The organism is Sphingomonas endolithica (genome assembly GCF_025231525.1).
Lineage (GTDB): Bacteria > Pseudomonadota > Alphaproteobacteria > Sphingomonadales > Sphingomonadaceae > Sphingomonas > Sphingomonas endolithica.
Genome location: NZ_CP103057.1, coordinates 3,039,021 through 3,065,337 on the forward strand (window position 1 = coordinate 3,039,021; position 26,317 = coordinate 3,065,337).

At 67.0% G+C, this 26,317-nt stretch carries 27 protein-coding genes and 1 other RNA gene; 15 read left to right on the plus strand and 13 right to left on the minus strand.

Annotated features, from left to right (window positions below; translation table 11 throughout):
• Nucleotides 1–138: 138 nt before the first annotated feature.
• The 3 genes from NV382_RS14300 to NV382_RS14310 are packed head-to-tail and all read right to left on the minus strand — an operon-like array spanning nucleotide 139 to nucleotide 2,498.
• Nucleotides 139–1,659: a cation:proton antiporter gene (locus tag NV382_RS14300; RefSeq protein ID WP_260597396.1), complete on the minus strand. Its 1,521-nt coding sequence runs from the start codon at nucleotides 1,657–1,659 to the stop codon at nucleotides 139–141.
• A 46-nt stretch (nucleotides 1,660–1,705) separates the two neighbouring features.
• The gene (locus NV382_RS14305; protein ID WP_335342359.1) at nucleotides 1,706–1,951 is read right to left on the minus strand and encodes a glycoside hydrolase family 16 protein; all 246 of its coding nucleotides are present in this window, start codon (nucleotides 1,949–1,951) and stop codon (nucleotides 1,706–1,708) included.
• Nucleotides 1,932–2,498 carry a glycoside hydrolase family 16 protein gene (locus NV382_RS14310; RefSeq protein WP_260597397.1) on the minus strand — a complete coding sequence of 189 codons (567 nt, stop codon included), beginning with the start codon at nucleotides 2,496–2,498 and terminating at the stop codon, nucleotides 1,932–1,934. Before NV382_RS14310 ends, NV382_RS14305 begins: the two co-directional genes overlap by 20 nt.
• Nucleotides 2,499–2,672: 174 nt before the next feature.
• Between NV382_RS14310 and rfbB the strand changes: the two genes are divergently transcribed.
• From rfbB to rfbA, 3 genes are read left to right on the plus strand one after another with little or no spacing between them, the layout of a single operon-like run.
• Nucleotides 2,673–3,734 carry a dTDP-glucose 4,6-dehydratase gene (rfbB, locus tag NV382_RS14315; protein WP_260597398.1) on the plus strand — a complete coding sequence of 354 codons (1,062 nt, stop codon included), beginning with the start codon at nucleotides 2,673–2,675 and terminating at the stop codon, nucleotides 3,732–3,734.
• The gene (gene rfbD / locus NV382_RS14320; protein WP_260597399.1) at nucleotides 3,731–4,627 is read left to right on the plus strand and encodes a dTDP-4-dehydrorhamnose reductase; all 897 of its coding nucleotides are present in this window, start codon (nucleotides 3,731–3,733) and stop codon (nucleotides 4,625–4,627) included. The genes rfbB and rfbD overlap by 4 nt, the downstream gene beginning before the upstream one ends.
• 3 nt (nucleotides 4,628–4,630) lie before the next feature.
• Nucleotides 4,631–5,497 (plus strand): glucose-1-phosphate thymidylyltransferase RfbA, encoded by an 867-nt coding sequence (gene rfbA, locus NV382_RS14325; protein ID WP_260597400.1) that lies wholly within the window; start codon nucleotides 4,631–4,633, stop codon nucleotides 5,495–5,497.
• Nucleotides 5,498–5,724: 227 nt separating this feature from the next.
• On the opposite strand, the gene NV382_RS14330 is transcribed toward rfbA, so the two are convergent.
• On the minus strand, nucleotides 5,725–7,563 hold the full coding sequence (locus tag NV382_RS14330) for a DUF885 domain-containing protein (RefSeq protein WP_260597401.1): 1,839 nt from the start codon (nucleotides 7,561–7,563) through the stop codon (nucleotides 5,725–5,727).
• Between the two features lie 74 nt (nucleotides 7,564–7,637).
• On the opposite strand from NV382_RS14330, the gene NV382_RS14335 reads away from it, so the two are divergent.
• The gene (locus NV382_RS14335; RefSeq protein WP_260597402.1) at nucleotides 7,638–8,594 is read left to right on the plus strand and encodes a bile acid:sodium symporter family protein; all 957 of its coding nucleotides are present in this window, start codon (nucleotides 7,638–7,640) and stop codon (nucleotides 8,592–8,594) included.
• A gap of 378 nt (nucleotides 8,595–8,972) precedes the next feature.
• On the opposite strand, the gene ssrA is transcribed toward NV382_RS14335, so the two are convergent.
• Nucleotides 8,973–9,324, minus strand: a transfer-messenger RNA (tmRNA) gene (ssrA, locus tag NV382_RS14340).
• Between the two features lie 42 nt (nucleotides 9,325–9,366).
• Here ssrA and NV382_RS14345 point away from each other — a divergent pair.
• Nucleotides 9,367–9,798, plus strand: a complete 432-nt coding sequence (locus tag NV382_RS14345; protein ID WP_260597403.1) for an RrF2 family transcriptional regulator — start codon at nucleotides 9,367–9,369, stop codon at nucleotides 9,796–9,798.
• Between the two features lie 84 nt (nucleotides 9,799–9,882).
• On the opposite strand, the gene mscL is transcribed toward NV382_RS14345, so the two are convergent.
• Nucleotides 9,883–10,320, minus strand: coding sequence for a large conductance mechanosensitive channel protein MscL (gene mscL / locus NV382_RS14350; RefSeq protein ID WP_260597404.1), 438 nt, complete (start codon nucleotides 10,318–10,320; stop codon nucleotides 9,883–9,885).
• Nucleotides 10,321–10,402: 82 nt separating this feature from the next.
• Here mscL and NV382_RS14355 point away from each other — a divergent pair, with 82 nt between their 5' ends.
• The 4 genes from NV382_RS14355 to NV382_RS14370 all read left to right on the plus strand — a co-directional run bounded on the left by NV382_RS14355 (nucleotide 10,403) and on the right by NV382_RS14370 (nucleotide 13,170).
• Nucleotides 10,403–10,987, plus strand: a complete 585-nt coding sequence (locus NV382_RS14355; RefSeq protein WP_260597405.1) for a LemA family protein — start codon at nucleotides 10,403–10,405, stop codon at nucleotides 10,985–10,987.
• 73 nt (nucleotides 10,988–11,060) lie between these two features.
• Complete coding sequence (locus NV382_RS14360; RefSeq protein WP_260597406.1) at nucleotides 11,061–11,957, plus strand: TPM domain-containing protein; 897 nt, start codon at nucleotides 11,061–11,063, stop codon at nucleotides 11,955–11,957.
• Nucleotides 11,957–12,628 (plus strand): TPM domain-containing protein, encoded by a 672-nt coding sequence (locus NV382_RS14365; RefSeq protein WP_260597407.1) that lies wholly within the window; start codon nucleotides 11,957–11,959, stop codon nucleotides 12,626–12,628. The genes NV382_RS14360 and NV382_RS14365 overlap by 1 nt, the downstream gene beginning before the upstream one ends.
• Complete coding sequence (locus NV382_RS14370; protein ID WP_260597408.1) at nucleotides 12,625–13,170, plus strand: NUDIX hydrolase; 546 nt, start codon at nucleotides 12,625–12,627, stop codon at nucleotides 13,168–13,170. Before NV382_RS14365 ends, NV382_RS14370 begins: the two co-directional genes overlap by 4 nt.
• 242 nt (nucleotides 13,171–13,412) lie before the next feature.
• On the opposite strand, the gene NV382_RS14375 is transcribed toward NV382_RS14370, so the two are convergent.
• Together NV382_RS14375 and hrpB are read right to left on the minus strand one after the other, a co-directional pair.
• Entirely contained in the window at nucleotides 13,413–13,694 is a 282-nt protein-coding gene (locus tag NV382_RS14375; protein ID WP_260597409.1) for an ETC complex I subunit, read from the minus strand.
• 28 nt (nucleotides 13,695–13,722) lie between these two features.
• Nucleotides 13,723–16,257 (minus strand): ATP-dependent helicase HrpB, encoded by a 2,535-nt coding sequence (gene hrpB, locus NV382_RS14380; RefSeq protein ID WP_260600428.1) that lies wholly within the window; start codon nucleotides 16,255–16,257, stop codon nucleotides 13,723–13,725.
• A gap of 218 nt (nucleotides 16,258–16,475) precedes the next feature.
• Here hrpB and NV382_RS14385 point away from each other — a divergent pair, with 218 nt between their 5' ends.
• The 4 genes from NV382_RS14385 to NV382_RS14400 all read left to right on the plus strand — a co-directional run bounded on the left by NV382_RS14385 (nucleotide 16,476) and on the right by NV382_RS14400 (nucleotide 20,379).
• Entirely contained in the window at nucleotides 16,476–17,129 is a 654-nt protein-coding gene (locus NV382_RS14385) for a hypothetical protein (protein ID WP_260597410.1), read from the plus strand.
• A gap of 103 nt (nucleotides 17,130–17,232) precedes the next feature.
• Nucleotides 17,233–18,207 carry a cation diffusion facilitator family transporter gene (locus tag NV382_RS14390; protein WP_260597411.1) on the plus strand — a complete coding sequence of 325 codons (975 nt, stop codon included), beginning with the start codon at nucleotides 17,233–17,235 and terminating at the stop codon, nucleotides 18,205–18,207.
• Between the two features lie 331 nt (nucleotides 18,208–18,538).
• Nucleotides 18,539–19,495: a DUF808 domain-containing protein gene (locus NV382_RS14395; RefSeq protein ID WP_260597412.1), complete on the plus strand. Its 957-nt coding sequence runs from the start codon at nucleotides 18,539–18,541 to the stop codon at nucleotides 19,493–19,495.
• An 80-nt stretch (nucleotides 19,496–19,575) separates the two neighbouring features.
• Nucleotides 19,576–20,379 carry a SirB1 family protein gene (locus NV382_RS14400; protein ID WP_260597413.1) on the plus strand — a complete coding sequence of 268 codons (804 nt, stop codon included), beginning with the start codon at nucleotides 19,576–19,578 and terminating at the stop codon, nucleotides 20,377–20,379.
• A 64-nt stretch (nucleotides 20,380–20,443) separates the two neighbouring features.
• Here the strand turns inward: NV382_RS14400 and NV382_RS19600 are convergent, their stop codons facing one another.
• The 4 genes from NV382_RS19600 to NV382_RS14420 all read right to left on the minus strand — a co-directional run bounded on the left by NV382_RS19600 (nucleotide 20,444) and on the right by NV382_RS14420 (nucleotide 23,551).
• On the minus strand, nucleotides 20,444–21,262 hold the full coding sequence (locus NV382_RS19600; protein ID WP_312026746.1) for a cell wall hydrolase: 819 nt from the start codon (nucleotides 21,260–21,262) through the stop codon (nucleotides 20,444–20,446).
• Between the two features lie 75 nt (nucleotides 21,263–21,337).
• Nucleotides 21,338–22,681 (minus strand): ABC1 kinase family protein, encoded by a 1,344-nt coding sequence (locus NV382_RS14410; protein ID WP_260597414.1) that lies wholly within the window; start codon nucleotides 22,679–22,681, stop codon nucleotides 21,338–21,340.
• A 16-nt stretch (nucleotides 22,682–22,697) separates the two neighbouring features.
• Nucleotides 22,698–23,192 carry a DUF427 domain-containing protein gene (locus NV382_RS14415; protein WP_260597415.1) on the minus strand — a complete coding sequence of 165 codons (495 nt, stop codon included), beginning with the start codon at nucleotides 23,190–23,192 and terminating at the stop codon, nucleotides 22,698–22,700.
• Nucleotides 23,189–23,551, minus strand: coding sequence for a thiol-disulfide oxidoreductase DCC family protein (locus NV382_RS14420; protein WP_260597416.1), 363 nt, complete (start codon nucleotides 23,549–23,551; stop codon nucleotides 23,189–23,191). Before NV382_RS14420 ends, NV382_RS14415 begins: the two co-directional genes overlap by 4 nt.
• 532 nt (nucleotides 23,552–24,083) lie before the next feature.
• Between NV382_RS14420 and NV382_RS14425 the strand changes: the two genes are divergently transcribed.
• Nucleotides 24,084–24,587 (plus strand): RNA polymerase sigma factor, encoded by a 504-nt coding sequence (locus NV382_RS14425; protein WP_260597417.1) that lies wholly within the window; start codon nucleotides 24,084–24,086, stop codon nucleotides 24,585–24,587.
• Here NV382_RS14425 and NV382_RS14430 read toward each other — a convergent pair.
• Complete coding sequence (locus NV382_RS14430; protein ID WP_260597418.1) at nucleotides 24,516–25,175, minus strand: SDR family oxidoreductase; 660 nt, start codon at nucleotides 25,173–25,175, stop codon at nucleotides 24,516–24,518. The genes NV382_RS14425 and NV382_RS14430 overlap by 72 nt on opposite strands.
• Before the next feature lie 111 nt (nucleotides 25,176–25,286).
• Here NV382_RS14430 and NV382_RS14435 point away from each other — a divergent pair, with 111 nt between their 5' ends.
• Complete coding sequence (locus NV382_RS14435; protein ID WP_260597419.1) at nucleotides 25,287–26,192, plus strand: LysR family transcriptional regulator; 906 nt, start codon at nucleotides 25,287–25,289, stop codon at nucleotides 26,190–26,192.
• Nucleotides 26,193–26,317 lie beyond the last annotated feature (125 nt).

The following is a 26,317-nucleotide window of genomic DNA, read 5'->3' on the forward strand; positions in this document are numbered from 1 at the left end:
TCAACGGATGGGACAGGATCAAGCCAGCATATTCGTGCTCTAACCGTCAGCCCAGGCTCGACCCGGGTCGCGCTGCCTGACGCGCGAGCAGAAGCGGGACCCCGGCTCAAGGCCGGGGTGACGATGTAAAATAGGCCCTCACCTCTCCTCGATCTGGCGCTCTTCGTCGGGCAGTAGCGTGATCTCGCGCCAATCGAGTTCCTCTTCGAGGATCTGGTAGGTTTCCACGCTGATGCGGTGGTCGTCGCGCATCTCGATCAGGTGCGTGCGTTCCGCGCGCACCGCCTCCAGCCCCAGCACGCGGTAGCGTTGGCGCGTGTCGTCGCCGCAATCGATGTCGTAGCTGTCGCGCAGATTGTCGGCTTCGCGCCCCTCCTTGCCGGCCAGCGCGTCGCGCCCGGTCTTGGCGATCGCGGCGCGCGCCTTGACCAGCTGCTTGGCCGGGTCCTCCAGCGCATCGAGCTTCAGCAGCTTGATCAAAGGGGTGAGCGTCAGCCCCTGGAAGACCAAGGTCGCCAGCACCACGGCAAACGCGATCAGCACCACCACGTCGCGCTGTGGGAAATCGTTGGGCAGCGCGAACGCGGTCGCCAGGGTGAGCAGGCCGCGCATCCCGGCCCAGCTGACGATCAGGCCCTGCGACACCGTCGGCGGCTTGCTCTCGTCACGCAGGCTCTCGATACTGCGCGACAGGCGGTTCCACACCATCACCACCACGAACCGCGTGACGATGACCGCGACGACGACCATCGCCGCGACGCCGAGCGCCTCGTACAGCCGGTTGGTCGGCATCCGCCCGACGATCGTGCGCGCCTGCATGCCCATCAGCAGGAAGGCGAGCACGTTGAGCAGGAACACGACGGTCGTCCACACGGCATAGGAATGGACGCGCTCGCGCGGCGACCCGATCACCTCGGGCGAGCGCGCGACGGTCATCGCGCAGGCGACCACCGCCAGCACGGCGGAGAGATGCAGATGCTCGGCCACGAGCCACACGACGAAGGCATCGACGAACTGCAGCAAGGTGCCGCCGAGCGTTCCCCCGACATAACGGTTGATCCGCCGCGTCAGCAGCCCGAAGGCGATGCCGAGCAACAGTCCGCCCGGCACCGCGAGCGTCAGCTGCAGTGCCACCCCGCCGGTGAAGCCGCCGCTCGCCTGCACCGCCAGCGCGCCGCTGAACAGCAACAGTGCGGAGGCATCGTTGAACAGGCTCTCACCCTTCAGCACGGCGACCGTGCGGCGCGGCAGCGATACGCTGCTCAGCACCGCGGTGGCGGCAGCGGCATCGGGCGGGGCAACGATCGCGCCCAGCACTATTGCGGCAGCGATCGGCAGGCCGGCGAACTGCCAGCCGATCCACGCGACCACTGCGGTCGACACCAATACGGCGACCAGCGCCAGCAGGACCAACGGCCGCCACAGCTTCCACACCACCTTGGCCGGGAAATCGAATGCCGCATCGAGCAGGATCGGCGCGATGAACAAGGCGAGCGCGGTCTTGGGATCGAGCACGATCGTCGGCGCGCCGGGCACGAAGGCCACCACCACGCCGGCCAGGGCCAGCATCGGCGGATAGGGCAGCGACAGGCGGCGCGCGAATTGCAGCAGCACGATCGCCGCCAAGAGCAGCGCGAGGAGGCTTTCGAAGAAGGTCACGTGCAAAAGCCTATGCGCTTCCAATACTTATGGGAAGGCACATGGATCAGCCTCGCTGATATACCCGGACATAATCTATTTCGAAGCAGCGTGGGAAGATCGTGTTTTTGATTGCGCCGCCCAGCACGCCGCCGACCGCCAGGTTGAGAAGCAGATATTGCGGCTGATCGAACGGCCAGCCCGCCGCCGTCTTCCCCGCCTTGGCGTAGGTGTGGACCGGCCGGCCATCGACCGCGATCTTCAGCGCCTCGGGTGTCGAGGTCAGCTGGTAATCATGGAACGCCGTGCACATGCCCGGCATGTCGATGCGGCTGCCATCGCCCGGCGTGCCGGCCGTGGCGCGGTTGTGGATCGTGCCGAGCAGCTCGTCGGGGCCTCTGGCCGACCTGCTCCATAATATCGATCTCGCCGCCGTCCGGCCATGTGCCCTCGCCCAGCATCCAGATTGCCGGCCAGGTGCCCTGCCCGCACGGCAGCTTGGCGCGGATCTCGAAATAGCCATAGGTCCAGCGCGCCTTGCCCTGCGTCATCAGCCGCGCGGAGGTATAACGCTGGCCGCCGAAATCGGCCGCATTGCGCAGCGTCTCGCGCCGCGCGGTGATGATCAATTTGCCGTCCGCCACGCGCGCGTTGTCCAGCCGCCGGGCCGAATAATATTGCCGTTCGTCATTGTACCAGCCGGTCTTGTTGGCATGCGTATCCGCCACCCACTTGGCCGGATCGGGCTGTCCCGCCGTGTCGAACTCGTCCGACCAGACCAGCTTGTAGCCGCCCGGCACTCGCGCCGCGGACGGCGCGGCGGCGGTGGAGAGCAGGGCAAGCGTAAGGAACAGGCGCATCGATTCTCTCCTGCAATGCAGCGGGCAGGCGAAGCCGCTCGGTAGACCCGATCGGCTCCCGTCATAGGCACGCCGCAGGCAGGTTGAAATCGCCGGCTTTATCTTTAAACGCGTGGACCTTGTGGATCACCTGATACCTACACGTCCATCCCTCCGCTGCCGAAGAGATTGAACATGCGCATCCTCGTAACCGGCGGCGCCGGCTTCATCGGATCGGCGCTCGTTCGCCATCTCGTGCTCGACCAAGGCTATGACGTGCTCAATGTCGATGCGTTGACCTATGCCGGCAATCTCGCGTCGCTGAGCATGGTGGAGGCGTTGCCCAACTATCGCTTCCTCAAGGCCAACATCTGCGACGGCGCGGCGATGACGCAGGCAGTGGCCGAGTTCGCGCCCGACCGCATCATGCATCTGGCCGCCGAAAGCCATGTCGACCGCTCGATCACTGGTGCTGCCGATTTCGTGCAGACCAACGTGATCGGCACCTTCGCTTTGCTGGAGGCGGCGCGGACCTACTGGTCGGGGCTAGATGCGGCCGGGCGCGCGGCGTTCCGCTTCCTCCACGTCTCGACCGACGAGGTCTATGGTTCGCTCGGCGACGAGGGTCTGTTCGAGGAGACGACACCCTATGACCCGAGTTCGCCTTACTCGGCTTCCAAGGCGGCGTCGGATCAGCTCGCCAAGGCATGGCACCGCACTTACGGCATGCCGATCGTGGTCTCGAATTGCTCGAACAATTACGGGCCGTTCCACTTTCCCGAAAAGCTCATCCCGCTGACCATTCTCAACGCGCTCGCCGGGCAGCGCCTGCCGGTCTACGGCAAGGGCGAGAATGTCCGCGACTGGCTGTATGTCGAGGATCATGCCCGCGCGCTGGACCTGATCGCCGAACGCGGCCGGGTGGGCGAGACGTACAATGTCGGCGGCCGCAACGAACGCCGCAATATCGATGTCGTGCGGCGGATCTGCCAGGCACTCGACCGCCTGTCGCCGGGCAACCAGCCGCGCGAGGAACTGATCGAATTCGTCACCGACCGGCCGGGCCATGATGCGCGCTACGCGATCGATGCCACCAAGCTCGAAACCGAGCTCGGCTGGCGCGCGCAGGAGGATTTCGACAGCGGGATCGAGAAGACGGTGCAATGGTATCTCGACAATCGCTGGTGGTGGCAGCCGCTGCGCGATGCCTATGACGGCCAGCGGCTCGGGCTGGATGCGGGCGCCAAGACGGCATGAGGATTGCCGTCACCGGGCGCGAGGGGCAGGTCGTGCAGGCGCTGATCGAGCGCGGCGCGGCGGCCGGGCATGAGGTGATCCCGCTTGGGCGGCCGGCGCTCGACCTAACGGCCCGCGCCATGTCGATCCAGGATGCGCTCGCCGCCGCGGTGCCCGACATGATCGTGTCGGCAGCCGCCTACACCGCCGTCGATTGCGCGGAGAGCGAGCGCGACCTGGCCTTTGCGATCAACGCTACCGGCGCCGAATCGGTGGCGGCGGCGGCCTGCGCGATCGGCGTGCCGCTGGTCCACCTGTCGACCGATTACGTGTTCGATGGCGCGAAGCCGACGCCCTATGTCGAGGGCGACGCCACGGGGCCGACCGGCGTCTACGGCGCCTCCAAGCTGGCCGGCGAGGAACTGGTACTGGCTGCGCAGCCGAACAGCGCGGTGTTGCGCACCGCCTGGGTATACAGTCCGTTCGGGGCGAATTTCGTGCGCACGATGCTGCGCCTGGCCGAGACGCGCGACGAGGTGAGCGTCGTTGCCGACCAGCGCGGCAACCCGACCAGTGCGCTGGATATCGCCGACGGCATCATCGCCGTCGCGACGAACCTGGCGGCCGATCGGGCGCCTGCCCGGCGGGGTATCTTCCACATGACCGGGAGCGGCGAGGCGAGCTGGGCGGAGTTCGCCGAGGCGATCTTTGCCGCATCGGCGGCGAGCGGCGGCCCCTCGGCCATGGTGCGCGCCATCGCCACGGCGGACTATCCGACTGCCGCCGCGCGCCCGGCCAATTCCAGGCTGGATTGCACGCTGCTCGACGACCGCCACGGCGTGCGACTGCCCGACTGGCAGGGCGCCGTGCGCGCGGTCGTCGCGCGCCTCACCGACTATCAGATGGAGCGTTAAGACATGAAGGGCATCATCCTTGCCGGCGGCAGCGGCTCGCGCCTGTTCCCGATGACCCTCGCGGTCTCCAAGCAGCTCATGCCGGTCTATGACAAGCCGATGATCTATTACCCGCTGACCACGCTGATGCTGGCCGGCATTCGCGAGGTGCTGATCATCACCACGCCGCACGATGCGGCCAACTTCCGCACCCTGCTCGGCGATGGGTCGCAATGGGGCATGGCGATCAGCTATGCCGTGCAGCCCGAGCCCAAGGGGCTGGCCCAGGCCTATACGATCGGCGCCGATTTCGTTGCCGGTGGCCCCTCCTGCCTGGTGCTGGGCGACAATATCTTCTTCGGCCAGGGTCTGCCCAACGTCCTGAACAGCGCGCGCAGCCGCGGCGAAGGCGCGACCGTATTCGCCTACCGCGTCGCCGACCCCGAGCGCTACGGCGTGGTCGAATTCGACAAGACGATGCGTGCCTTGAGCATTGAGGAGAAACCCGAGGCGCCCAAATCGAACTGGGCGGTCACCGGCCTGTATTTCTACGATGCCGAGGTCGTGAACATCGCGGCAAACCTCAGTCCCTCGGCCCGCGGCGAACTCGAGATCACCGACATCAACCGTGTCTATCTGGAGCGCGAGAAGCTGTCGGTCGAGGTGATGGGGCGCGGCTATGCGTGGCTCGACACCGGCACGCCCGACAGCTTGCTCGAGGCCGGAGAGTTCGTCGCCACGCTGGAGCGCCGTCAGGGCATGAAGATCGCCTGCCCAGAGGAGATCGCCTGGCACAAGGGATTCATCGACGATGCCGGGCTGGAACGCTGCACCGTACGCCTGGGGAAGAGCGATTATGCGGGGTATCTGCGGGCGCTGCTGACGGCGTGAGTCCGGGGGGTGATCCACTTCCACCGTTCGTGCTGAGTAGAGACCGAGCAGGCCGCAGGCCATATCGAGGGCTCGTATCGAAGCACTTTGGAGCGCGGTGTCGCGTGTCCTTCGATACGCCCTCTCGATACGCGCTTCGCGCTACTCGATGGCTACTCAGGACGAACGGAGGGGTAATCGTACTACCCTGGTTCATCAACTGAGGCGTCAGCTAGGCTGGAGCCGCTTCACTTGCTCGCCGCAATCCAGTCGTCGATCTTCTTCTCCAGCACCGGCATCGGCAGCGCGCCAGCATCGAGCACCGCGGCATGGAAGGCGCGCGGGTCGAACTTGGCACCCCGCGCGGCCTTGGCCTTGGCCTTGCAGCGCAGGATCGTCAGCTGGCCGATCTTGTACGCCAGCGCCTGTCCCGGAATGGCGATGTAGCGCTCGACCTCGGCAGTAGCGTCGGTTTTGCCCATCGGCGAATTGTCTAGCATGTACTTGATCGACTGGTCGCGGCTCCAGCCCTTGGCATGAATGCCGGTATCGACCACCAGCCGCATGGCGCGGAGCATCTCGTCGGACAGCCCGCCCATGCGCTGGTACGGGTCGGTCTCCAGCCCGAGCTCGGGCCACAACGTCTCGGCATACAGCGCCCAGCCCTCGATATAGGCGGTGTTGCCGCCAAAGCGCATGAACGCCGGCAGCTTCTCGTTTTCCGCCGCCAGGCTCACCTGGAAATGATGCCCCGGCACTGCCTCGTGCAGGAACAACGTCTCCATCTCCCACATGTAGCGCGAGGGTAGGTCGTAGGTGTTGTAGAAGAACACGCCGGGCCGCGAACCGTCGACCGTGCCGTCCTGATAGGATCCGCCGGCGTCGGTCTTCTCCTTGTACGCCGGCACCGGGCGGATCTCGAGCTTGCTGCGCGGGATCAGCGAGAATTGTTCGCGGATGCGGGTGTCGATGCGGCGGCCGATCGCCTCGTAGCCCAGGCGCAATTGCTCGGCCGAACTCGGCTGGAACTGCTTGTCGGTGCGCAGGAACGTGAAGAATTCGGCCAGGCTGCCCTTGAAGCCGACCTTGACCTTCTGCGCTTCCATCTCCTTCAGGATGCGCGCGACTTCGGACAGGCCGAGTTGATGAACTTCCTCGGCCTTGAGCGGCAGCGTGGTGCTGCCCTCGATCAGATAATCGTACAGCTTGGCGCCGCCCGGCATCGCCGAGAGGCCGACGCTGTCGCGCGCCGCGGCGAGATAGGTGCCGGACAGGAAATCGCGCATCCGCTGGTGCGCCGGGATCATCACGTCCCTGATCTGCGCTGCATAAGCGGCGCGCAGCCGCGTCTCGTCGGCCGAGGAGATCCCGGCGGGGAAAGTCTTGACCGGGCCGTAGAAGGTCGATCCCTCGACGCCCTGCGCGATCAGGTTGTCGAACTGTTCGATCATGTTGCGCACGGTCAGCTTGGGCTGCACCACGCCGGTCTTCATGCCCTCGCGGAAACGCGCGATCGCGGCGTCGAGTTGTGCCGCATATTGCGCGTTGCGCTTCAGGTTGTTCTCGTAATCGAGCAAGGTCTTGAACGGGGCTGCACCCTGGCCCGAGGCGATATCGGGGTAGAAGCCCTGGATGCCGTTGAAGTGATCGAGCGGGCGGACATAGGTGAGCGCGACGATATCGGGCTGCGACCCGCGGATGCTGCGCTCGGTGCTGTAGCGGAACACGTCATAGGCGATGGCGTCGACCGGGGTCAGCTTGGTGCGGTCGATCGTGTTCAGGCCGCGCAGATCCGCTTCGCTCGCGGCGCGCTCGGCGGCGATCTGCCGGTCGGAGAAGAAGTCGCCCAGCCGATCGGCATAACGCAGGTCGCCGCGGAACAGGGCATTGATCGGATGCAGCTTCAGGTCGCGTTCGTCGCTTTCGTGGAACAGCTGCTTCAGCTTGGCATCTTCCGGCCCGTCGCCGGGCAGGGCGACCGGCTTGGCCGCCTGCTGCGGCGGAGCGGCGGCAAGCGGCGCCGCGACGGCGATCGAGAGGAGCGGGAGGCTGAGCAGCGCGGCGAGACGCGAACGGGAGATGATCATGGTAGAGGCCTATGTCGCCGCCCGCCTTGCGGCAAGTGCTTGACCGAAAATCGGTGGCGGCGGACAGGCCGGGGATGATCCGTCGTTTCCTCGCCTTGTTCGAACCGTTCATCCTGATCCTGCTCGGCACCGTGCTGCTGGCGACATTGTTGCCGGCGGGGGGCGTGTGGGCGACGGTCTTCTCGGGCGCCGCCGATGCCGGCATCGTGCTGCTGTTCTTCCTGCATGGTGCCAGACTGTCGCGGCAGGCGATCGTCGATGGCGCGCGCAACTGGCGGCTGCATCTGGCGGTGCTCGGCACGACCTTCGTGCTGTTTCCGCTGCTGGGACTGGGCGTCGCGGCTCTACCCTGGGCGGGGCCGGCGGCGGCCGGGCTGTTGTTCCTGACGTTGCTGCCCTCGACCGTGCAATCGTCGATCGCCTTCACCGCGATCGCGCGCGGCAATGTCGCCGCCGCCGTGTGCAGCGCGTCCTTCTCCAACCTGCTCGGTATCCTGCTCACGCCGTTACTGGTCGCGTTGCTGATGCATAGCGCGGGCGGCATCTCGCTGGCATCGATCGAGACGATCGTGTCGCAACTGCTCGTGCCGTTCGTCGCCGGGCATCTGCTGCGCCCGTGGATCGGCGGGATCGTCGCGCGGCACAAGAGCGCGTTGTCGTTGGTCGATCGCGGATCGATCCTGCTGGTCGTGTACAGCGCGTTCGGCGCGGCGGTGGTCGAGGGGCTGTGGCATCGCCTGTCGCCGGGCGACTTGGCGCTCGTCTTCGCCTTCTGCACCGTGATGCTGGGGGTGGTGCTGGCGGCGACCTGGGCGCTCGGGCGGCTGATCGGCCTGCCGCCGGAGGATGCCATCGTGCTGCAATTCTGTGGCTCGAAGAAGAGCCTCGCGTCCGGCGTGCCGATGGCAGGGGTGCTGTTCCCGGCGGCGCAGGTCGGGGTGGTGCTGTTGCCGTTGATGCTGTTCCACCAATTGCAGCTGATCGCCTGCGCGGTGATCGCCAAGCGCTATGCGGCGCGGGCGGGCGAGTAGGGCAGCTCGCCGTCACCCACCGCCGTCACCCCGGACTTGTTCCGAGGTCCACCAAGCGGCTTTCGAGGGCGATCGTGCATTGAGTACCGGCGTTCGGCACGGTGGACCCCTGCACACGTCGATGGCTATGCCGCTCAGGCATGTGATCGTCATTCCCGCGCAGGCGGGAATCCATACGGGCTCACGCGGTGGAGAAAATCGTTACCGTTCAAGACTATGGATCCCCGCCTGCGCGGGGATGACGGCGGTTACATGTTCGGCCGGTATAGGCACCGCACAAGTCCGGGGTGACAGTCATGGCGAGCCGACCGTGCGAATGTTGATCCGCCCTGTGGGGTAAGTGGGGAGCTTCTGTTGCTCGGTGCCCCCCGTACCGCCGGAATCCGCTTCTGTTGCCCGGTGCGGTCCAACCGCGCTTTTGTCGTTAGTAAACTAGTCCGTTAGGACCGGTTTACGCCGCAATCGCGAGTGCTTCGTTGTCGTTAGCACTTGTGGTTTTGAGCCTATAAACGGTTACTCAGCCGTGGCAAAAACAGCGCCTTTGAACACACGTCGATCCTGCTTCGGCCCCGTCAAGACCGGTCCGCTAGGGCCGGTTGTGGTGGAGCCGCCGGGTACTGCCCCCGGGTCCGTTGCGTCTATTATGCACTGCCATTTATCACCATAGTCTCCGGGGCAAGCCCCTTACGACACGCCCGATATAGGAAACCACGAAGCTTTTGCAAAGCCCGCCTTTTCCTTGCCACAAAAACTGTGCATGGGCTAAGATATCATGCTCACCCAGCGTTCCCGTTATGCCCTGCGCGCCATGCTGTTCCTCGCCGAGGCACCGGCCGGTGGCCCGCCGATCCCGATGAACAAGATCGCGACACAGGCCAATGTGCCGCGCAAGTTCCTGGAATTGATCCTGGCCGACCTGCGCGAGGCGGGCTTCCTGCATAGCCATCGTGGCAAGATGGGCGGTTATGTGCTGTCGCGCCCGACGCACCTGATCTCGCTCGGCGAGATCATCCGCGTGATCGAAGGCCCGCTGGCGCTGGTGCCGTGCGTCAGCCGCACGGCCTATCGCTCGTGTGGCGATTGCCACGACGAGGCGACCTGCGCGATCCGGCACGCGATGATGCGCGTGCGCGACGAGACCGCGCGGATCCTGGACGGCACCAGCCTGGCGGATGCCGCCGCCGATGAGCTGGCCGCAGCCTAAATTGATCAGTTCCCCTGCGAAAGCAGGGGGCCAGAGCCCGAAACTTAGCGCTTGTGATCCTGGGCTCCTGCGTTCGCAGGAGAACTAGGCGCGCTTCTTCAGCTCGTCGCGGATCTCGCGCAGCAACGTGACGTCGGCCGGTTCCGGGCTGGGTTCGTTGGTCAGCGTTTCCTCCGGCCGCGGCACGATCCTGTTCACCAGGCGCACGAGCAGGAAGATGATGAAGGCCAGGATCACGAAATTGACCGTGGCGGTGATGAACGCGCCATATCCCCAAACCGACACGCCGGCCTTCTTGAGCGCGGCATAATCGGACGATCCGGCAAGTGCGGCGGGTACCTTGCCGAGCACGACGAAATAGCTGGAGAAATCCAGCCCGCCGGTGATCCAGCCGATCACCGGCATGATGATGTCGTCGGTCAGCGAGGTGACGATCCGCCCGAAAGCCGCGCCGATGATCACCGCGACGGCGAGATCGAGCACGTTGCCGCGCGCGATGAACGCCTTGAACTCCTTGAGCATCACCCACGTCCTTCCGATTTGACTTCCGCGTGCTTATGCTAGTCGGGTAGGACGGCAGCACAAGCGTTGGAGGATCACGTCGATGAAGTTTCGTGCCATCACATTTATCGGCTTGGCCGCGACATTGTCCGGCTGCGGCATCAACAGCGTGCCGACCGCCGAGGAGAATGCCAAGGCGCGCTGGGCCGACGTGCAGAACCAGTATCAGCGCCGTGCCGATCTGATTCCCAATCTGGTGTCGACGGTGAAGGCCGCGGGCGCGCAGGAGAAGGACATCCTCGTCCAGGTGACGCAGGCACGCGGCGCCGCGAGCCAGGTGAAATTGTCGGGCGAACAACTGAGCGATCCCGCCGCCGTCGCCAATTTCGAGCGCGCGCAGAGCGCCGTCACACTGTCGCTGCAGCGCCTGCAGGAGGCCTATCCCGAGCTCAAGAGCCAGGGCAATTACACCACGCTGATGAGCCAGCTGGAAGGTACCGAGAACCGTATCGGCATCGCCCGCAACGATTATAATACGGCGGTGCAGGCGTACAACACGCGCATCCGCACCTTCCCCGACGCGATCGGTGCCAAGGTGTTCTACGGCGCCAAGCCGCTGGTACCGTTCCAGGCGACCACGCCGGGTGCCGAGACCGCGCCGACGGTCAATTTCGGTAACAGCAACTGATCCGGGCCGCCGTCGTGCGGCCCCTCTCTCCAGGGGAAGGCCAAGCGTGCACCGTCCAGCGGCTTTGAGTTCAATGTCCGTCATCGTGCAGCGATGGTGGGCGGGGATCGCGCTTGCCTTGCTGTGCCTCGTCTCACTGCCGGTTCAGGCGCAGACTTTCCCCAAGTTCACCGGTCTGGTCGTCGACGACGCCAACGTGCTGCCGCCGGCGGTCGAGGCGGACCTCACGGCCAAGCTGGAGGCGCTGCAGAAGGATACCAACCGGCAGGTCGTCGTCGCGACGATCGGCGATATGCAGGGCTATTCGCTCGAGGAATATGGCTACAAGCTGGGCCGGGCCTGGGGCGTCGGGCTGAAGAACGCGGATAATGGCGTGATCCTGTTCGTGGCGCCCAACAACCCCGCCGGGCAGCGCGGCCCCAGGATCGAGGTCGGGCGCGGGCTGGAGCCGATCCTGACCGACGCGCTGACCAGCGTGATCATCAACAACGAGATGATGCCGCGTCTGCGCAATGGCGGCGACGTCGCCGGCGCGATGACCGCCGGCACCGATGCGGTCGTCGCGCAATTGCGCGCTTCGCCGGAAGAGGCGCAGGCCAAGGTGGATGCAGCAGTCGCGGCGTTCGACAAGGCGCAGCCGCGCGCGCGTCAGCAAAGCGGCGGCGGCGGCATTCCGCTGGGGCTGATCTTCTGGGCGATGATCCTGGGCTTCGTCGCCTTGTCGTTCCTGCGCCGGGGCGGGCGCGGGCAGCGCTACCGCGGCGGTGGCGGCGATGGTGGGCTGCTGCCGATCGTTCTCTGGTCGATCGCTAACAGCGCTATGCGCGGTGGCGGCGGCGGCGGCGGCGGTGGTGGCGGCGGCTGGGGTGGCGGTAGTTCGAGCGGCGGCGGTGGCGGCTGGGGCGGCGGTGGCTTTACCGGCGGCGGCGGCGGATCATTCGGGGGCGGTGGCGCCTCGGGGAGCTGGTGATGCGCCTGACCGAACAGGATCACGCCAAGGTCACCGCGGCGGTGACCGCGGCCGAACTGCGCACCGCCGGCGAGATCGTCACCGTCGTCGCGCGCCGATCGGACAAATATAACGACGTGGCGGCGCATGCCGGCGTGCTGGCGATGTTGCTGATGCTCGCCGCATTGTCGGTCTGGCCCGGCATCGCCGAGCGGCTCCACGCGCTGTTCTACGATCCGTGGAGCGATGCGCCGCATGACGGCACTTTGTTCGGGATCGCGCTGATCCTGAGTGCGCTCGCTTTCCTCATCGGCCGCTATGCGCTCGCCTCGCTGCCGCTGCGCATCGCGCTCACGCCCGGGGCGACCAAGGCGCGGCGGGTGCGGGCGCGCGCGCTCGATCTGTTTCGCACCAGCGCCGAGAAGCGCACCGCCGGCGCGACCGGGGTGCTGATCTATCTCAGCCTCGACGAACATCGCGCCGAGTTGATCGCCGATGCCGCGATCCACTCGAAAGTCACGCCCGAGACATGGGGCGCGGCGATGGCGGCGTTGATCGTCGCGGTGAAGGACGACCGGCCCGGGGACGGTCTGGCCGATGCGGTGGCGCAGGTCGGCGTCGTGCTCGCCGAGCATTTCCCGCGCGCCGGCGACGATCGCAATGAACTGCCAGACAGGTTGATCGAATTATGAGCGATGACTCCATCAGATCGGCACCGGTCGAGACCGTCTGGGAAGGGCGCTTCGTCGCCGTCCGGCGGCAGGGCAGCTGGGAATATGTCGAGCGCAGCCGCGGGCTGCAGGCCGCCGTCATCGTGGCGATCGACGCCGACGCAGACGGCGACTGCGTGATCCTGATCGAGCAATATCGCGTGCCGCTGGGGCAGGTGTGTCTCGAACTGCCCGCCGGGCTGGTGGGCGACGAGCAGGAGGGCGAGACCGTCGAGCATTCCGCCGCGCGCGAGCTGGAGGAGGAAACCGGCTATCGCGCGGGGCGCATCGAATCGCTGGGGGAATTCTATTCCACCCCCGGGCTCAGCAGCGAACGCTTCACGTTGGTGCGCGCGACCGATCTGACGAAGATCGGCGATGGCGGCGGTACGCCGGAGGAGGATATCGTCGTTCGCCGGGTGAAGCTGAGCGAACTACCGGATTTCGTCGCCGCCAAGCGCCGCGAGGGGCTGGCGATCGACGTCAAGCTGTTGCTGCTGCTGGCGCCTGCGTTGCTGGGCTGAGGCCAGACCGATGAGTGTTCCCTGGCGAAGGCCGGGGTCCAGGCGGACAGGTGGCGGTAACAGCGCGCTGCGCTCGTTTTTTTGACGACCACCCGTGCGCGTCGAGCGACGTCGAGACACCTGCCCCCGGCTCGGTGTCTCGTCTTCGCTCGACACGAACGGAGACGAGACGAACCCGGCCACCCTGCTCTCTGATGTTCCACTACTGGACCCCGGCCTTCGCCGGGGAACTGCGCGCGAACCTACCGAAAATTATCCGCATAGGATTGCAGCTTCAGCTTGCGCTCCGGGGCGGCGGTGACCGTGAAGGCCAGGCCCTCGCGCTCGGCATAGGCGATCGCGGCCTCGGCGGTCGGGAAGCCGAGCCTCACCTGTCCGCGCGTGTCGCCGGAGCCGGCCCAGCCGGTCAGCGGATCGGCTTTCTTGGCCTCGGCAGGCTCGAATTCCAGCACCCAGGCGTCGGTACGCGCGCGGCCGGACTGGGTGGAGTTCTTGGGGTGCTGAAAGATGCGGGCGGTCGGCATGGGTCTGTCCTTCTGGTCGTGCGCACCTCTATCGCGGTTGCAGGCGCCGTGCATCCGCATTTTTCGTGCGCATCGTAGGCGGCGCGGCCGCGGGATCGTCGGGCCAGGGGTGGCGCGGGTAGCGACCGCGCATCTCGCGTGCGACGTCGGACCAGCTGCCCGCCCAGAAGCCGGGCAGATCGCGCGTCGTCTGGATCGGTCGCCCGGCGGGAGAGGTTAGGCTCAGCACCAGCGGCACGCGACCGCCGCCGATCATCGGATGCGCGGCCAGCCCGAACAGTTGCTGCGGGCGCAGGTCGACGCGTGGTCCGCCTTCGGCGGCATAGTCGATGGCGTGGCTGCTGCCGGCCGGACTGTCGAACTGCGCCGGGGCCAGGGCATCGATCGTGCGCAGATCGTTCCAGCCGATCAGGGTACGCAGCGCCTCTGCCAGCGCGCCGGGCTCGATCGCGCCGAGCCGGCGCTTGCCGACCAGCAGCGGCACGAGCCATTCGTCCGCGCGGGCGAGCAACGCCGCGTCGTCCAGCGCGAGATCGCTGCCGCCATGATCGGCGGCAAAGGCGGCGCGGTGGCGCAGCGCGAGCGCGGCATCGCTCCACGGCAGCAGCGCCAGGCCATGATCGCGCAAGCCCTGCAGCAGCGCTGCGGCAACCGCGTCCGGATCGGCGGCGGTGTCCGGCCCGCTGGCCAGGCGGATCGCGCCGAGGCGGCGTTCGCGCGTCGCCTGTACGCCGCCGGTGGCGGGGTCGAAGCTGACGGTGCGGCGCGTTTCGATCCGATCGCCGAACTGCGCTTCGACGCTCGCCTGGTCGATCGCCGCGGCGGAGAGGATGCGGGCGCCTGCGGCCATGCCCTGCGTCTCGGCGACGGCCAGCCAGTCGTTGCGCGCGAGCGCGGTGGCGGGATCGAGCTTGAAACCGCGCCCGCCGACCGACGCCCAGGTCTCGCCGCTGGCGTCACGGCGGCGCGCGATGCGATCGGGGAAGGCCAGCGCAATGCAGATGCCGACGTCTTCCCCCCTCCCTGGAAGGGAGGGGCCGGGGGTGGGTCGGTCCTTTGAGGAACGGTTCTGAGTCTCAAAACCCACCCCCAACCCCTCCCTTCCAGGGAGGGGAGCAAGTTGTGCCCACCGGTTCGCCAGCTTCCGCCCGCCCTCTGCCCGGGGCCCACGTTCGCCACGCCAGCGCCGCAGCCGCGCCTCCAGATCGGCATCGTTGCCGCCCAAGCCGCGCTCCCCCAGCAGCACGGCGATCTCCGCCGCGGTTTGCGCCAGGCCGATCTCGCCCGCGCGCACCAGCATGTGGCCGAGCCGCGGCGCCAGCGGCAGCCTGGCGATGGCGTGGCCATGCGGCGTCGGGCGGCCGTCCGCGTCGATCGCCTCCAGCGCGGTCAGGCGACTGCGAGCCTCGGCGACCGCTGCCATCGGCGGGGGATCGAGCCAGGCCAGCGCGCGCGGATCGGCCACGCCCCACAAGGCGCAATCCAGCGTCAGCGCGGAGAGATCCGCCTCCAGGATCTCGGGCGGGTCGAACCGCGGCAGCCCGGCGGTCGCCGCTTCCTCCCACAGGCGATAGGCGACGCCCGGCCCCTGCCGCGCGGCACGGCCGGCGCGCTGCGTGACCGAGGCTTGCGAAGCGCGTTCGGTGACGAGCCGTGTCATGCCGGCGGCGCGATCGTAGCGCGGGCGCCGCGCGAGCCCTGAATCGACCACCACGCGGATGCCGTCGAGCGTCAGGCTGGTCTCGGCGATCGACGTGGCGAGCACGATCTTGCGCCGTCCCTGTGCGTCGGGCTGGATCGCCGCCCGCTGTGCCTGCGGATCGAGGCTGCCGTGCAGGCGGTGGAGGATGATGCCATCTCCCAGCCCCTCCAGCCGTTCCGCCGTGCGCTCGATCTCCGCGACACCGGGCAGGAAAGCGAGCACGCCGCCTTGCTCGTCGCGCAGCGCGGTGCGCACCGCCGCGGCGACCGCATCCTCGATCCGCGCTTCGGCCGCCCGACCGACATGGCGCAGCGTCAGCGGGTAGGAGCGGCCCTCACTCTCTACAACGGGGGCGTCTTCCATCAGGGCCGAGAAGCGTGCCCCATCCAATGTCGCCGACATCGCCACTAGCCGCAGGTCCGGGCGCAGTGCGCCCTGCACGTCGAGCGCCAGCGCGAGCCCGAAATCGCTGTCCAGGCTACGTTCGTGCACCTCGTCGAACAGAACCGCCGACACGCCGCCAAGCTCCGGATCGGCCTGGATGCGGTTGACGAAGATACCCTCGGTCACGACCGTCACGCGCGTCGCCGCCGATCTCTTGCTGTCCATCCGCGTGGCATAGCCGAACGTGCCGCCAACCGCCTCGCCGGCCTGCGCCGCCATGCGCTCCGCCGCGGCGCGCGCGGCGAGCCGGCGCGGCGACAGCAGCAGGATCTCGCCCGTGCACCAGGCTTCACCCAGCAGCGCCGGGGCCACCGCCGTCGTCTTGCCCGCACCGGGCGGGGCGACCAGCACGGCATTCGATGTCTCGCGCAATGCGACCAGCAGGTCGGGCAGTACCGCGTGGATCGGCAACGTCATCGCCCGCTCACCACCGAGGCGCGCATGTCGCACCGCTTGCAGCAGAAGCGTGCTCGGCGCGTGATTGCGCTGGCCGAAGCTGGCGGATCGGATCTGCAGGCACGCGGGGACGACATCGTCACCCGCTGCCATAAAGCACGTGGCATAGGACAGGAAAGATTTAGCCTGCGATACGGGCGGACGTCGATCGACGCGGCGAAGCTAGAATGGGGAACGACATGGTCACCGGGTACAAGCTGTGGATTCCGCTGGTGGCGATTGCCGTGGCTGCGTGCAGCGCGGCGAGCGGCGGCCCGGGCAATGAGGCAGACGCAAGTCCGACCACCACGGCTGACTCCCCGTCGCCGGCCGGCCGGACAGCGGCCTCTCCTGCCAAGTGGGCGGCCGGAGAACCGCCGCTCAAGCTGGCCGCGCCGGCCGATCCCGCCGCGATCGCGGCGGTGCGCCGGGCGGCGGATCGCTTGACCGACATCACGATCACTGCCGCCCAGTCGTTCAAGATCATGCAGGGCGGGCAGCAGGTGGCGACGTTCGTGGCGGGCGAAGGCAAGGCGCCTGATGCGACCAACGCGGGCTGCTTCGCCGCGCTCGTGCGGGATGGGCGCGCCACCGTGCTCCCGACGATCGGCAGCGGGGCGTGGGAGGCGGAGACCTGCCTGGCGACCAGCGCGGTCGGGATCCTCGATGCCGGCAATTCCGTGCGGATCGGGGTGATCTACCAGGCGGCATCCCCCAATGCCGAGCCGCTGGAGCCGGTGATCCTGCGCTGGGACCGCGGGGCGGGATCGTTCGCCATCGATGAAGCGGCCTCTACGCGTGCGTCGATCGCCGGTGCGACCTCGGTCGCGGCGCTGCGACGGCTGCCGGACTGAGTGGTAGCGCCGGCACGCTACAGCTCTAGCGGCAGCCCCGGCCGCTGCCGCTGCCGGTGTTCGTTCACGTCCTAGTATCTCACGCATTCGCGATGGTAGGCGGATGTACGGCGCAACGGAGATCCGCGTGGTTCACGATCATCATCACGGTCATACACACGGACATACGCATGGTCAGGGCCATCACGGCCACGATCATGCCCCGCCTGCCGATTTCAGCCGCGCGTTCGCGATCGGCATCGCGCTCAACCTGGCGTTCGTGGTGGTGGAGGCGGGCTATGGCTTCGCGGCCAATTCGGTCGCGTTGATGGCCGATGCCGGGCACAATCTGTCCGACGTGCTGGGGCTTGCCGTCGCCTGGGCCGGGGCGGCCCTCGCCGCGCGGCCGCCATCGAAGCGCTTCACCTATGGGCTGCGGGGATCGTCGATCCTGGCGGCGTTGCTCAATGCATTGCTGCTGATGGTCGCCCTGGGTGCGATCGTGCTGGAGGCGGTGCAGCGTTTCGCCGAGCCGAGCGCGGTGATCGGCCCCACGGTGGCGATCGTCGCGGCCGTGGGCATCGCGGTCAACGGCGTGACCGCCTGGCTGTTCGCGCGCGGCCGCAAGGGCGACATCAACATTCGCGGTGCCTTCCTGCACATGGCGGCTGACGCCTTGGTCTCGGCGGGGGTCGTGGTGGCGGGGCTGATCATCTGGCAGACCGGGATCGGCTGGATCGATCCGCTGGTCAGCCTGGTGATCGCCGCGCTGATCTTCTGGCAGACTTGGGGGCTGCTGCGCGAATCGGTCGAGATGTCACTGGGTGCGGTGCCGCGCGGAATCGAGTTCGACCGGGTGGACGAGGCGTTGTGTGGGCTGCCGGGCGTGGTGCGCGTCCACGATCTGCATATCTGGCCGATGAGCACGACCGAACCCGTGCTGACCGCACATCTGGTGATGCCCAGCGGACAGCCCGGCGATGCATTCCTGAGCGGCGCCCGTGCGATGCTGCACGACCGGTTCGGCATCGGCCATGCGACCTTGCAGGTCGAAACCGGCGCGGGCGATTGTTCGATGGGGGATGAGGGGCGGATCTGAGGGGTTCAAGCCATCCAAGCCGTCACCCCGGACTTGTTCGGCGCTAATCCCTTTGGAGCATAGTTCGTCATCCCCGCGCAGGCGGGGATCCATAAACTCGTGCGTCAGGATTTCAGCCGCGAAGCCAGCCGGTATGGATCCCCGCCTGCGCGGGGATGACGTGGTGGACCCATGTTCGAGCGGTACAATCACCGAACAAGTCCAGGGTGACGGCTGCTGGCATCAACTGCGCGACAGCTGGAAGCCGCTCCAGGAAACGCGGGAGCACTCAAATGATGCTTCCGATCGAGATACACGCTAGCGCCATGCGGCACGATCTAGGGAGAAGAACATGCCGGGTGGCCTTGTGGCATTGCTGGACGACGTTGCCGCGCTGGCCAAGCTTGCCGCGGCGTCCGTCGACGACGTGGCGGCGGCGGCGGGTCGCGCGGGGGTGAAGGCGGCCGGCGTGGTGATCGACGATACGGCGGTGACGCCGCGCTATGTCGTTGGTCTGTCGCCGGATCGCGAACTGCCGATCATCGGCAAGATCGCCATCGGCTCGCTGCGCAACAAGCTGCTGATCATCCTTCCCGTAGCGCTGGCGCTGAGCGCGCTGGCGCCGTGGGCGGTCACGCCCTTGCTGATGATCGGCGGCGCCTATCTCTGCTTCGAGGCGGCCGAGAAGATCTGGGAGGCGCTGAGCGGCAACCACCATGCCGAGGAAGTAACGACGATCGAGGACCCGGCGGCATTGGAGGCGCGCCAGGTCAGCGGCGCGATCCGCACGGATTTCATCCTGTCGGCCGAAATCATGGCGATCTCACTCGCCGAACTGCCCAATTTGTCGCTGATGACGCGTGCGGCCGCGCTTGCCGCGGTGGCGGTCGCGATCACGGCCGGGGTCTACGGCGTGGTCGGCATCATCGTGAAAATGGACGATATCGGCTTGCACCTCAGCCGCCGTGCCTCGTCCGCCGCACGCATCACCGGGCGTGCGCTGGTCCGCGGCATGCCGATCCTCCTCCAGGCGCTGTCCCATATCGGCGTCGCGGCGATGGTGTGGGTCGGCGGCGGCATTCTGGTGCATGGGCTGGAGACGTTCGGCATGGAAGCCCTGCCACAGGCGGTCCATCATCTTGCCGAGGCGAGCGCCAAGGCGCTGCCGGCAGCCGGCGCGATCGTCGAATGGCTGGTGACCGCGATCTGCTCGGCGATCGTCGGACTGGTGGTGGGCGGCGTGATCGTGGGCGTCATGCACGTCTTGCCCGGTCGCAAGCACGCCGCGGTGAACCAGCACGGCGGCTGACGCTTATACGGCATGTCCGGCCGGTGCTCATCGGCGACCCCTGGCTTGGCGAAGCGCGGTGCCACCCCCATCTAGCTGACATGACCGAAGATCTCATCCACCTGGGGCTTATCGACGAAGACGAGATCGTGCTCGACGAGGGCGCGCTCGCGTTGGCGCTGCTCGATCACCCGGGCGTGGACACGGCCCCCTATGAAGACCTGCTCGAGGCAGTGGCGATCCGCCTCGAAGCCGTCGCGGGGCATGCGACGAGCGCGCGCGAGCGTGCCGATGCGCTGTCCGCGGTGCTGGCCGACGAATTCGGCTTCGAGGGCGACCAGCAGACCTATGACGATCCGGCCAATGCCGATCTGATGCAGGTCATCGACCGGCGGCGCGGCCTGCCGGTGAGCCTGTCGATCCTGTACGTGTCGGCGGCGCGACGGCTGGGCTGGACGGCCAATGTGCTGGACGTGCCGGGCCATGTGCTGGTCTTGATCGGCGAGGATGCCGCGCCGGTGATCGTCGACCCGTTCCGCGGCGGCATCCTGGTGGAGCGCGACCAGCTTGCCGCCCTGGTGATGGCGGCGAGCACCGGGTCTTCGCCTGCCGTCCGCCACGTGGCCGCCATGCCGAACCGGGCGGTGCTGGTCAGGCTGCTGCTCAACCAGGCGTCGAGGGCCGAGCAAGCAGGCAAGGGGCGCCGTGCGCTGGAGCTGTACGCGCGGATGACCGCGATGGCCCCGGCTTATGGGCCGGCATGGTGGGAACGTGCGCGGCTGGAACTCGTCGATGGCGACGTGGCCGCGGCCAGGAGCAGCTTGACGTCGCTGCTGGAGATCACGCGCGAACCCGAACTGCGCCACCGCGTGACCGAAACGCTTGCTTCGCTTGTCGCGCCCTAGCGGATCGCCCTCGGTCCGCCGATGTGGTCAGTCGGCGGCGATCCTTTATGCCACGTGACTAACGTCATCCCCGCGCAGGCGGGGATCCATAGTCGGGACGTTGATGATTTCGGCGCTGGATAAGCCAGTATGGATTCCCGCCTGCGCGGGAATGACGATCACCTGGCGATCGGTATAGCTGCCGAACAGGTCCGGGGTGACGGCTGTGGGCGATGCCGCGGCATGCATCATTGCGAATATAGAAGATGTGGGAGCCGACCTGCGCGATCTTGGTGAGCGAATCGCGCCAGTAAGGGACCATCCAGTCGGCATGATAGTGCGTGGCGCCGCCGACATCGGAGAACACGCGGCCTGCCAACGCCCGGCGCGCCGATCGGCGCGCCGCGCCCCAGCCGAGATGCACCGGCCGTCGATCGAACGAGCCATCGCAGGTGAAGGAGAATTGGCAGCCGGTCGCACGCGCATAGCCCTGATAGACCACGCCGCAGATCGTGCGCGGAAAGCCGCGCGCACGCACCCGGTTCAGGATCACCTGGATCACCGCCCTCTGCCCCTGTCGATCATCGCCGGCTTCGTACAGCGCGGCGGTCGCGAGGCATTCGGCGGCCTGCGCCCGTGCGGCCGGGCTGCCCGCGAAGCGGAACGGTGCGGCACGGATCCGGCGGCGTGCCTCGATCGGCACCGCCGCGTTCGATGCGCGCGCCTGCGCCATGGTCATCGGCCTGGCGCGATCGGGGGGCGGTGCGTACGCCCACGGGTCGAGTGTGCAGAACACCACGATGATGACGGCGACGATGCCGAGCAGCAGCAGCCAGGCCTCCGACGCCGCATCGCGCACGGTGGCCGAGGCTGCGCGCCGGGCGGGAGAACGTCGTGGCGCCATCGTCCCGCCCTGTAGCCAATGCTTCACGGGCAGAGAAGCCACGCGCCGTGGCGCGCGAAAGATACACGGCGCTCGCTAGACCAGTTCCGGTGCCGGGGTGACGCGGTACGCCTCGATCATCGACCGGGCGTCCACGCGGGCTTTCAGGCGCGCGCAGAGCAATGCGGTACCGCTGATCTTGCGTTGCACGAACAGCGTGTCGATCGGTGGCAGATGCCATGTCGCACGGTCTTCCGCGACGATCGTGGCTTCGTCACGCAGTGCCGCGACGAACGTCCGGTCGCCAAAGTCGAGCGGGCCCGGGCGGTTCAGTTCGCCGAGGATCACGCCGATCATCCGGTCGATGCTCTCGCGATGCCGTTCGACCGCACGCGCCCCCAGAAATCCCGCTGCGACGGCGGCGTCGCGGAGCTGGTCGAGGTTGCCGTCCAGCCCGGCCATGAGCAGGCCGTGGTAGCCCTCCCGCGTCTCCGTCGCGATCGACCGCGTCGCGCCGAAATCGAGCAGCACCAGGCGACCCGAATCCGCCTGCCAGCGATAATTGGCGAAATTGGGATCGGTCTGCATATAGCCCCAGGCGAACAACTCGCGCAGCACGAGGGCGATCAGCGCCTGTGCCGCACGATCCCGCTCTTCCTGCGGGCGATCTTTCAACGCTTCAATCGGTGTGCCATCGACGAACTGCATCGCCAGCACGCGGCCGGTGCTGAGCTCGGGTTCGGCGCTCGGCACGACATAGGCAGGGTCGTCACCGATCAACGCGCGATACCGATCGAGCATGGCCAGCTCGCGCGCATAATCGGCTTCCTCATGAAGCTGGCGTTTGGCCTCACCGAGCAGCGGCGCGATATCGAGCTCGCGCGGCAGGAGGCCGGAGACGCGCAGCAGGGTCGCGACATTGTCGACATCGGCATCGATGCTGGCCGCGACGCCGGGATATTGCACCTTGATCGCCAATATGCGCCCATCGGGCAGTTCGGCACGATGGACCTGGCCGATCGAGGCCGCGGCGACAGGGTGCGCCTGGAAATGCCGGAAGCGACGGCGCCAGTCCCGCCCCCATTCGCCGGCCAGCATTTCATCGAGCTGCCGCGGCGGCATATGGTGGGCATTGTCGCGCAGCCGGGCGAGGATCTGCGTCAGCTCGGGCGGCAACATGTCGCCGGCGTCCATCGAGATCATCTGGCCGAGCTTCATCGCGGCACCACGCAGATGCGCGAGTTGATCCGCGACGCGCGTGGCATTGCCCGGGGTCAGCAGCAGGTCGCTCATGCGCGGCCGCTGCCCATCGGCGAGCCGCCGCGCACCCTCGGCAATGACTCCGCCAGCGACTCCGCCGGCCAGCTTGCCGAACACGCCGAGCCGGGACAATCTGCCGCTGGGGACGGATCGGCCGCCTGGTTTACGATCGTCGCTCATGCTCTTAGTCCGATACTCACCACAGGCGGCTGCCTGGAACACCCTTGAACGGGCCGGATACCGCGCTGGTGATCCAGCCGCCGTAGAAGCCGCCCGGTTGCGGCACGACCGTCTCGCCGTCGACGCTGCAGCGATCGAACGGCGCGGCATAGAAAGCGACGTGATCCTTCAGCGAGGCAAAGGGGGCGGTCGGCGTCGGATAGCTCCAGCCGACACGCGGCAGCACCGTGTCCCCCAGCACGACATCCCAATACACCGCTGCGCCCTTCCATTCGCAGAACGACGTGCCCTCCGCGCGGCGCAGCGCGTTGGAGGCGATGTCGGCACGCGGGATGTAATAGGTCGGCGGGTGACTGGTCTCGAGCGTGCTGATGCTCGCTTTGGTATCGGCGAGCACCAGGCCGGCATGTTCGATGACGATATGGACGGCGGTCGGTACCGCGATTGCGGGCCGCGGGAACGACCATACGCTTTGCTGCCCCGGCGCCACGGGATCGGGCCGCGGCCTCATCTGCGCTCCATCCGGATCGCGACCCGCTGCAGCGCCGGGCGCGCGCGCAGGAACGCGCGATAGCTGCGTTCCAGCACGGCGAGGATCAGCCGATTGCGGGCCAGCAACCCGATCGGGCGCAGCACTGGGATTGCGCGCCACATCGCCGCGAACGCCGCCGCGCCCGACAGCAGCTGCCCGTCTTCGCGCGCATGGAAACGTGCCAGCAGCGCGGCGCGATCGATCGGGCACGAGGCGTCGTCCGTATCCAAGGCATCGACGAACGAAATCGCGCCCACGCGATCGAGCCTGCGCATCCAGGCGATCTCGCGGCGACACAGCGGGCACCCGCCATCGTGCCAGACGGTCAGGCCAGTCACAGGATCATGAAGTTTGAATGGGGCATATCGATCGACAACGAAGCCGAAGCCATTTCGGGTGCTGAGTTTCTGGCTGGACCGAAATGAGCGACAACCGCCGACGGCGTGATCGCTTGGGGGACCGCAATGCGCGAGCATCGCTGTTGGTCGGGGTTCATTGGAGGGGACAAGTGACATTCAGGCGGCGTTACCCGCTCCCCACAACCTGCCGCTCATCCACATCTCGATTATGGTTGCAATGGCATTGCAGGCGGGCAGGTTCAGGGACCGAAATGCAAGACGCGGTTCCATTGACAAAGGGCCGATCCGACCCGCTCGCACGACCCGGCCGTGAGATGACGCGACCCGGTTATGTCAGCGCAGCCCTGAACGCCTTTTCCTCCTGCCTTGTATTCAAACTGTCACGCCGCCCGACTAGCAGCCGCGACTATGACGGTGACCCGCGAACGTGCAGCCTGGCTGGGACGTCACATCTTTCCGCAGGAGGCGGCGCTGCGGCAATGGCTTTCGCGGCGGGCCTGGGGCCGTGGGCATGGACATCGAGGACTTGGTGCAGGAAAGTTACGCGATCCTGGCCGCACTCGACCGGGTCGATCACATCCAGCGGCCGCGTAACTACTTCTTCGAAGTCGCAAAGTCGGTCGTGTTGCAATCGTTGCGGCGGTCGCGCGTCGTTGCCATCGATGCTCAATTGAACGCCGAGATCCTCAAGATTCCCGAGGACGGACCTACGCCAGAGCGAGTGGCGGCGGACCGGCAGGAACTTGCAGCAGTGGCGGCGTTGATCGGTGCGCTGCCCGATCGCTGCCGCGAGGTGTTCACGTTGCGTAAGCTGCACGGTTTGTCCCAGCGTGAGGTGGCTACCAGGCTGGGGATCGCCGAGAGCACGGTCGAGAAGCACCTGGTCAAGGCACTTGCATCACTGGCCGATGCAATTGGTCGTGGCGGAAATGGTCGCCTCACGTCATCTATGGGTCGTGACTCTGAGAACCAAGCGAAGCCCAATGGCACAGGACGCCACACCGAGCGCGCTTGACGAGCAGGCGGCACGCTGGGCGGTGCGCCTCGATGCCGGCACGATGACCACCGACGAAGAGACGCGGATGTGCCGGTCTTTGAGGTCGAGCATCCAGTTGCGGGCGAAGTTGCGTACGGCCGCCTTGGTCGCCGAGTAGATGCTCAACGCTGGAGTGCCTGAAATGCTGGTGGTCGAGCTTGTCAGGATGATCGATGCGCCGTCTTTCAGGAGCGGCAGCGCCTTCTGCACCGTGAACAATACGCCTTTCACGTTCGTGTCGAAGGCACGCTGGTAATGCTCTTCGGTGATCTCGCCGAGCGGTGCCATCTCACCGCCGCCCGCGTTGGCAAACAGCACGTCGATCTGAGCGTGCTTCTGCTGTACCGCGTCATACAGCCGATCGATGTCTGTCAGAGCCGACATGTCGCCGCGGACCGCTGTGACGCGACCATCGATCTGTCTCACGGCGGCATCAAGCGCATCCTGGCGACGGCCCGTGATGAAGACCGAGGCGCCCCTCGCCGCGAAGGCCTGCGCCGCAGCCAGACCGATTCCGCTTGAGCCGCCGGTCACCACCACGACCTTATTCTTGAACTGATCAGTCATTGTCATTCTCCTCATGACGGCGAAGCGCCGCTGCCCCACCCAGATAGCTGAGGAACGATGACCCTTGTAGAAGGCAAAAATAACACTTAGCGTTCCATCAAAGGAACGCTGATGCGTATCGATCTGAATGACTACGGCTATTTCGCAGAGGTGGTGGCGCATGGCGGCTTCGCTGCGGCGGGACGGGCGCTGCGCGAACCCAAATCAAAGCTTAGCAGGAGGATCGCCGGTCTCGAGGAGCGGTTGGGCCTGCGGCTGATCGAGCGATCGAGCCGGCGCTTCCGAGTGACCGACACGGGTCAGGCCTTCTACGAGCGATGCCGCGCGATGCTTGCAGAGGCGGAACAGGCAGAGGCACTGGTCTTGCAGGCGCAGGCCGAGCCTCACGGTCGCATCCGATTTGCCTGTCCGACGGGGATGCTGACTCCGGTCGCCAGCCTGCTCTCGTCCTTCCTGAACCGCTTCCCCAAAGTTCGCCTTCAACTCGTGGCGACGGATCGCGCGGTGGACCTGATCGAGGAGCGCATCGACCTCGCCCTGCGCGTACGTGGCAGCTTCACGTCGGACGCTGCCCTGACGATGCGCTCGCTCGGCATCTCAACGCGCATCCTGGTCGCCAGCCCCCAAGTCGCCAGTCAGGTGGCTCGGATCGAGCAACTCGCAGATCTGCCGGCGCTTGCGACCAACGATGCAGCGGACGACCTCGAGTGGCACCTTGAGGCGGACGACGGTCGCAAGCACGTTGTTCGCGTGCAGCCCCGCATGGGATGCGAGGACATGGCAACGGTTCGCGACGCGGCCATTGATGGTCTTGGCACCGCAATCCTGCCGGACCACGTCTGCCGCGAAGCGCTGGACGCTGGGCAGCTAGTGCGGGTTCTGCCGGCGTGGCATGGCCTTAAAGGCAACGTGCATCTCGTCTTTACGACAAGGCGTGGCCTGCCGCCCGCGGTGCGCTCGCTGATCGACCATTTGGCCGCAGGCTTTCCGCGGGAAGACCTTGGCAAGAGGGCATAGCTCCCGACCAGCAGCGTCCGGGGAACGTGCGCTCCCTCCTCGTCGGCCTTTGACCCAATGCCGGACGTTCATCCGCTCTTGGTCGCGCCCTAATGTCGGACGTCGTCTAATGGCGGGCTTTGCAA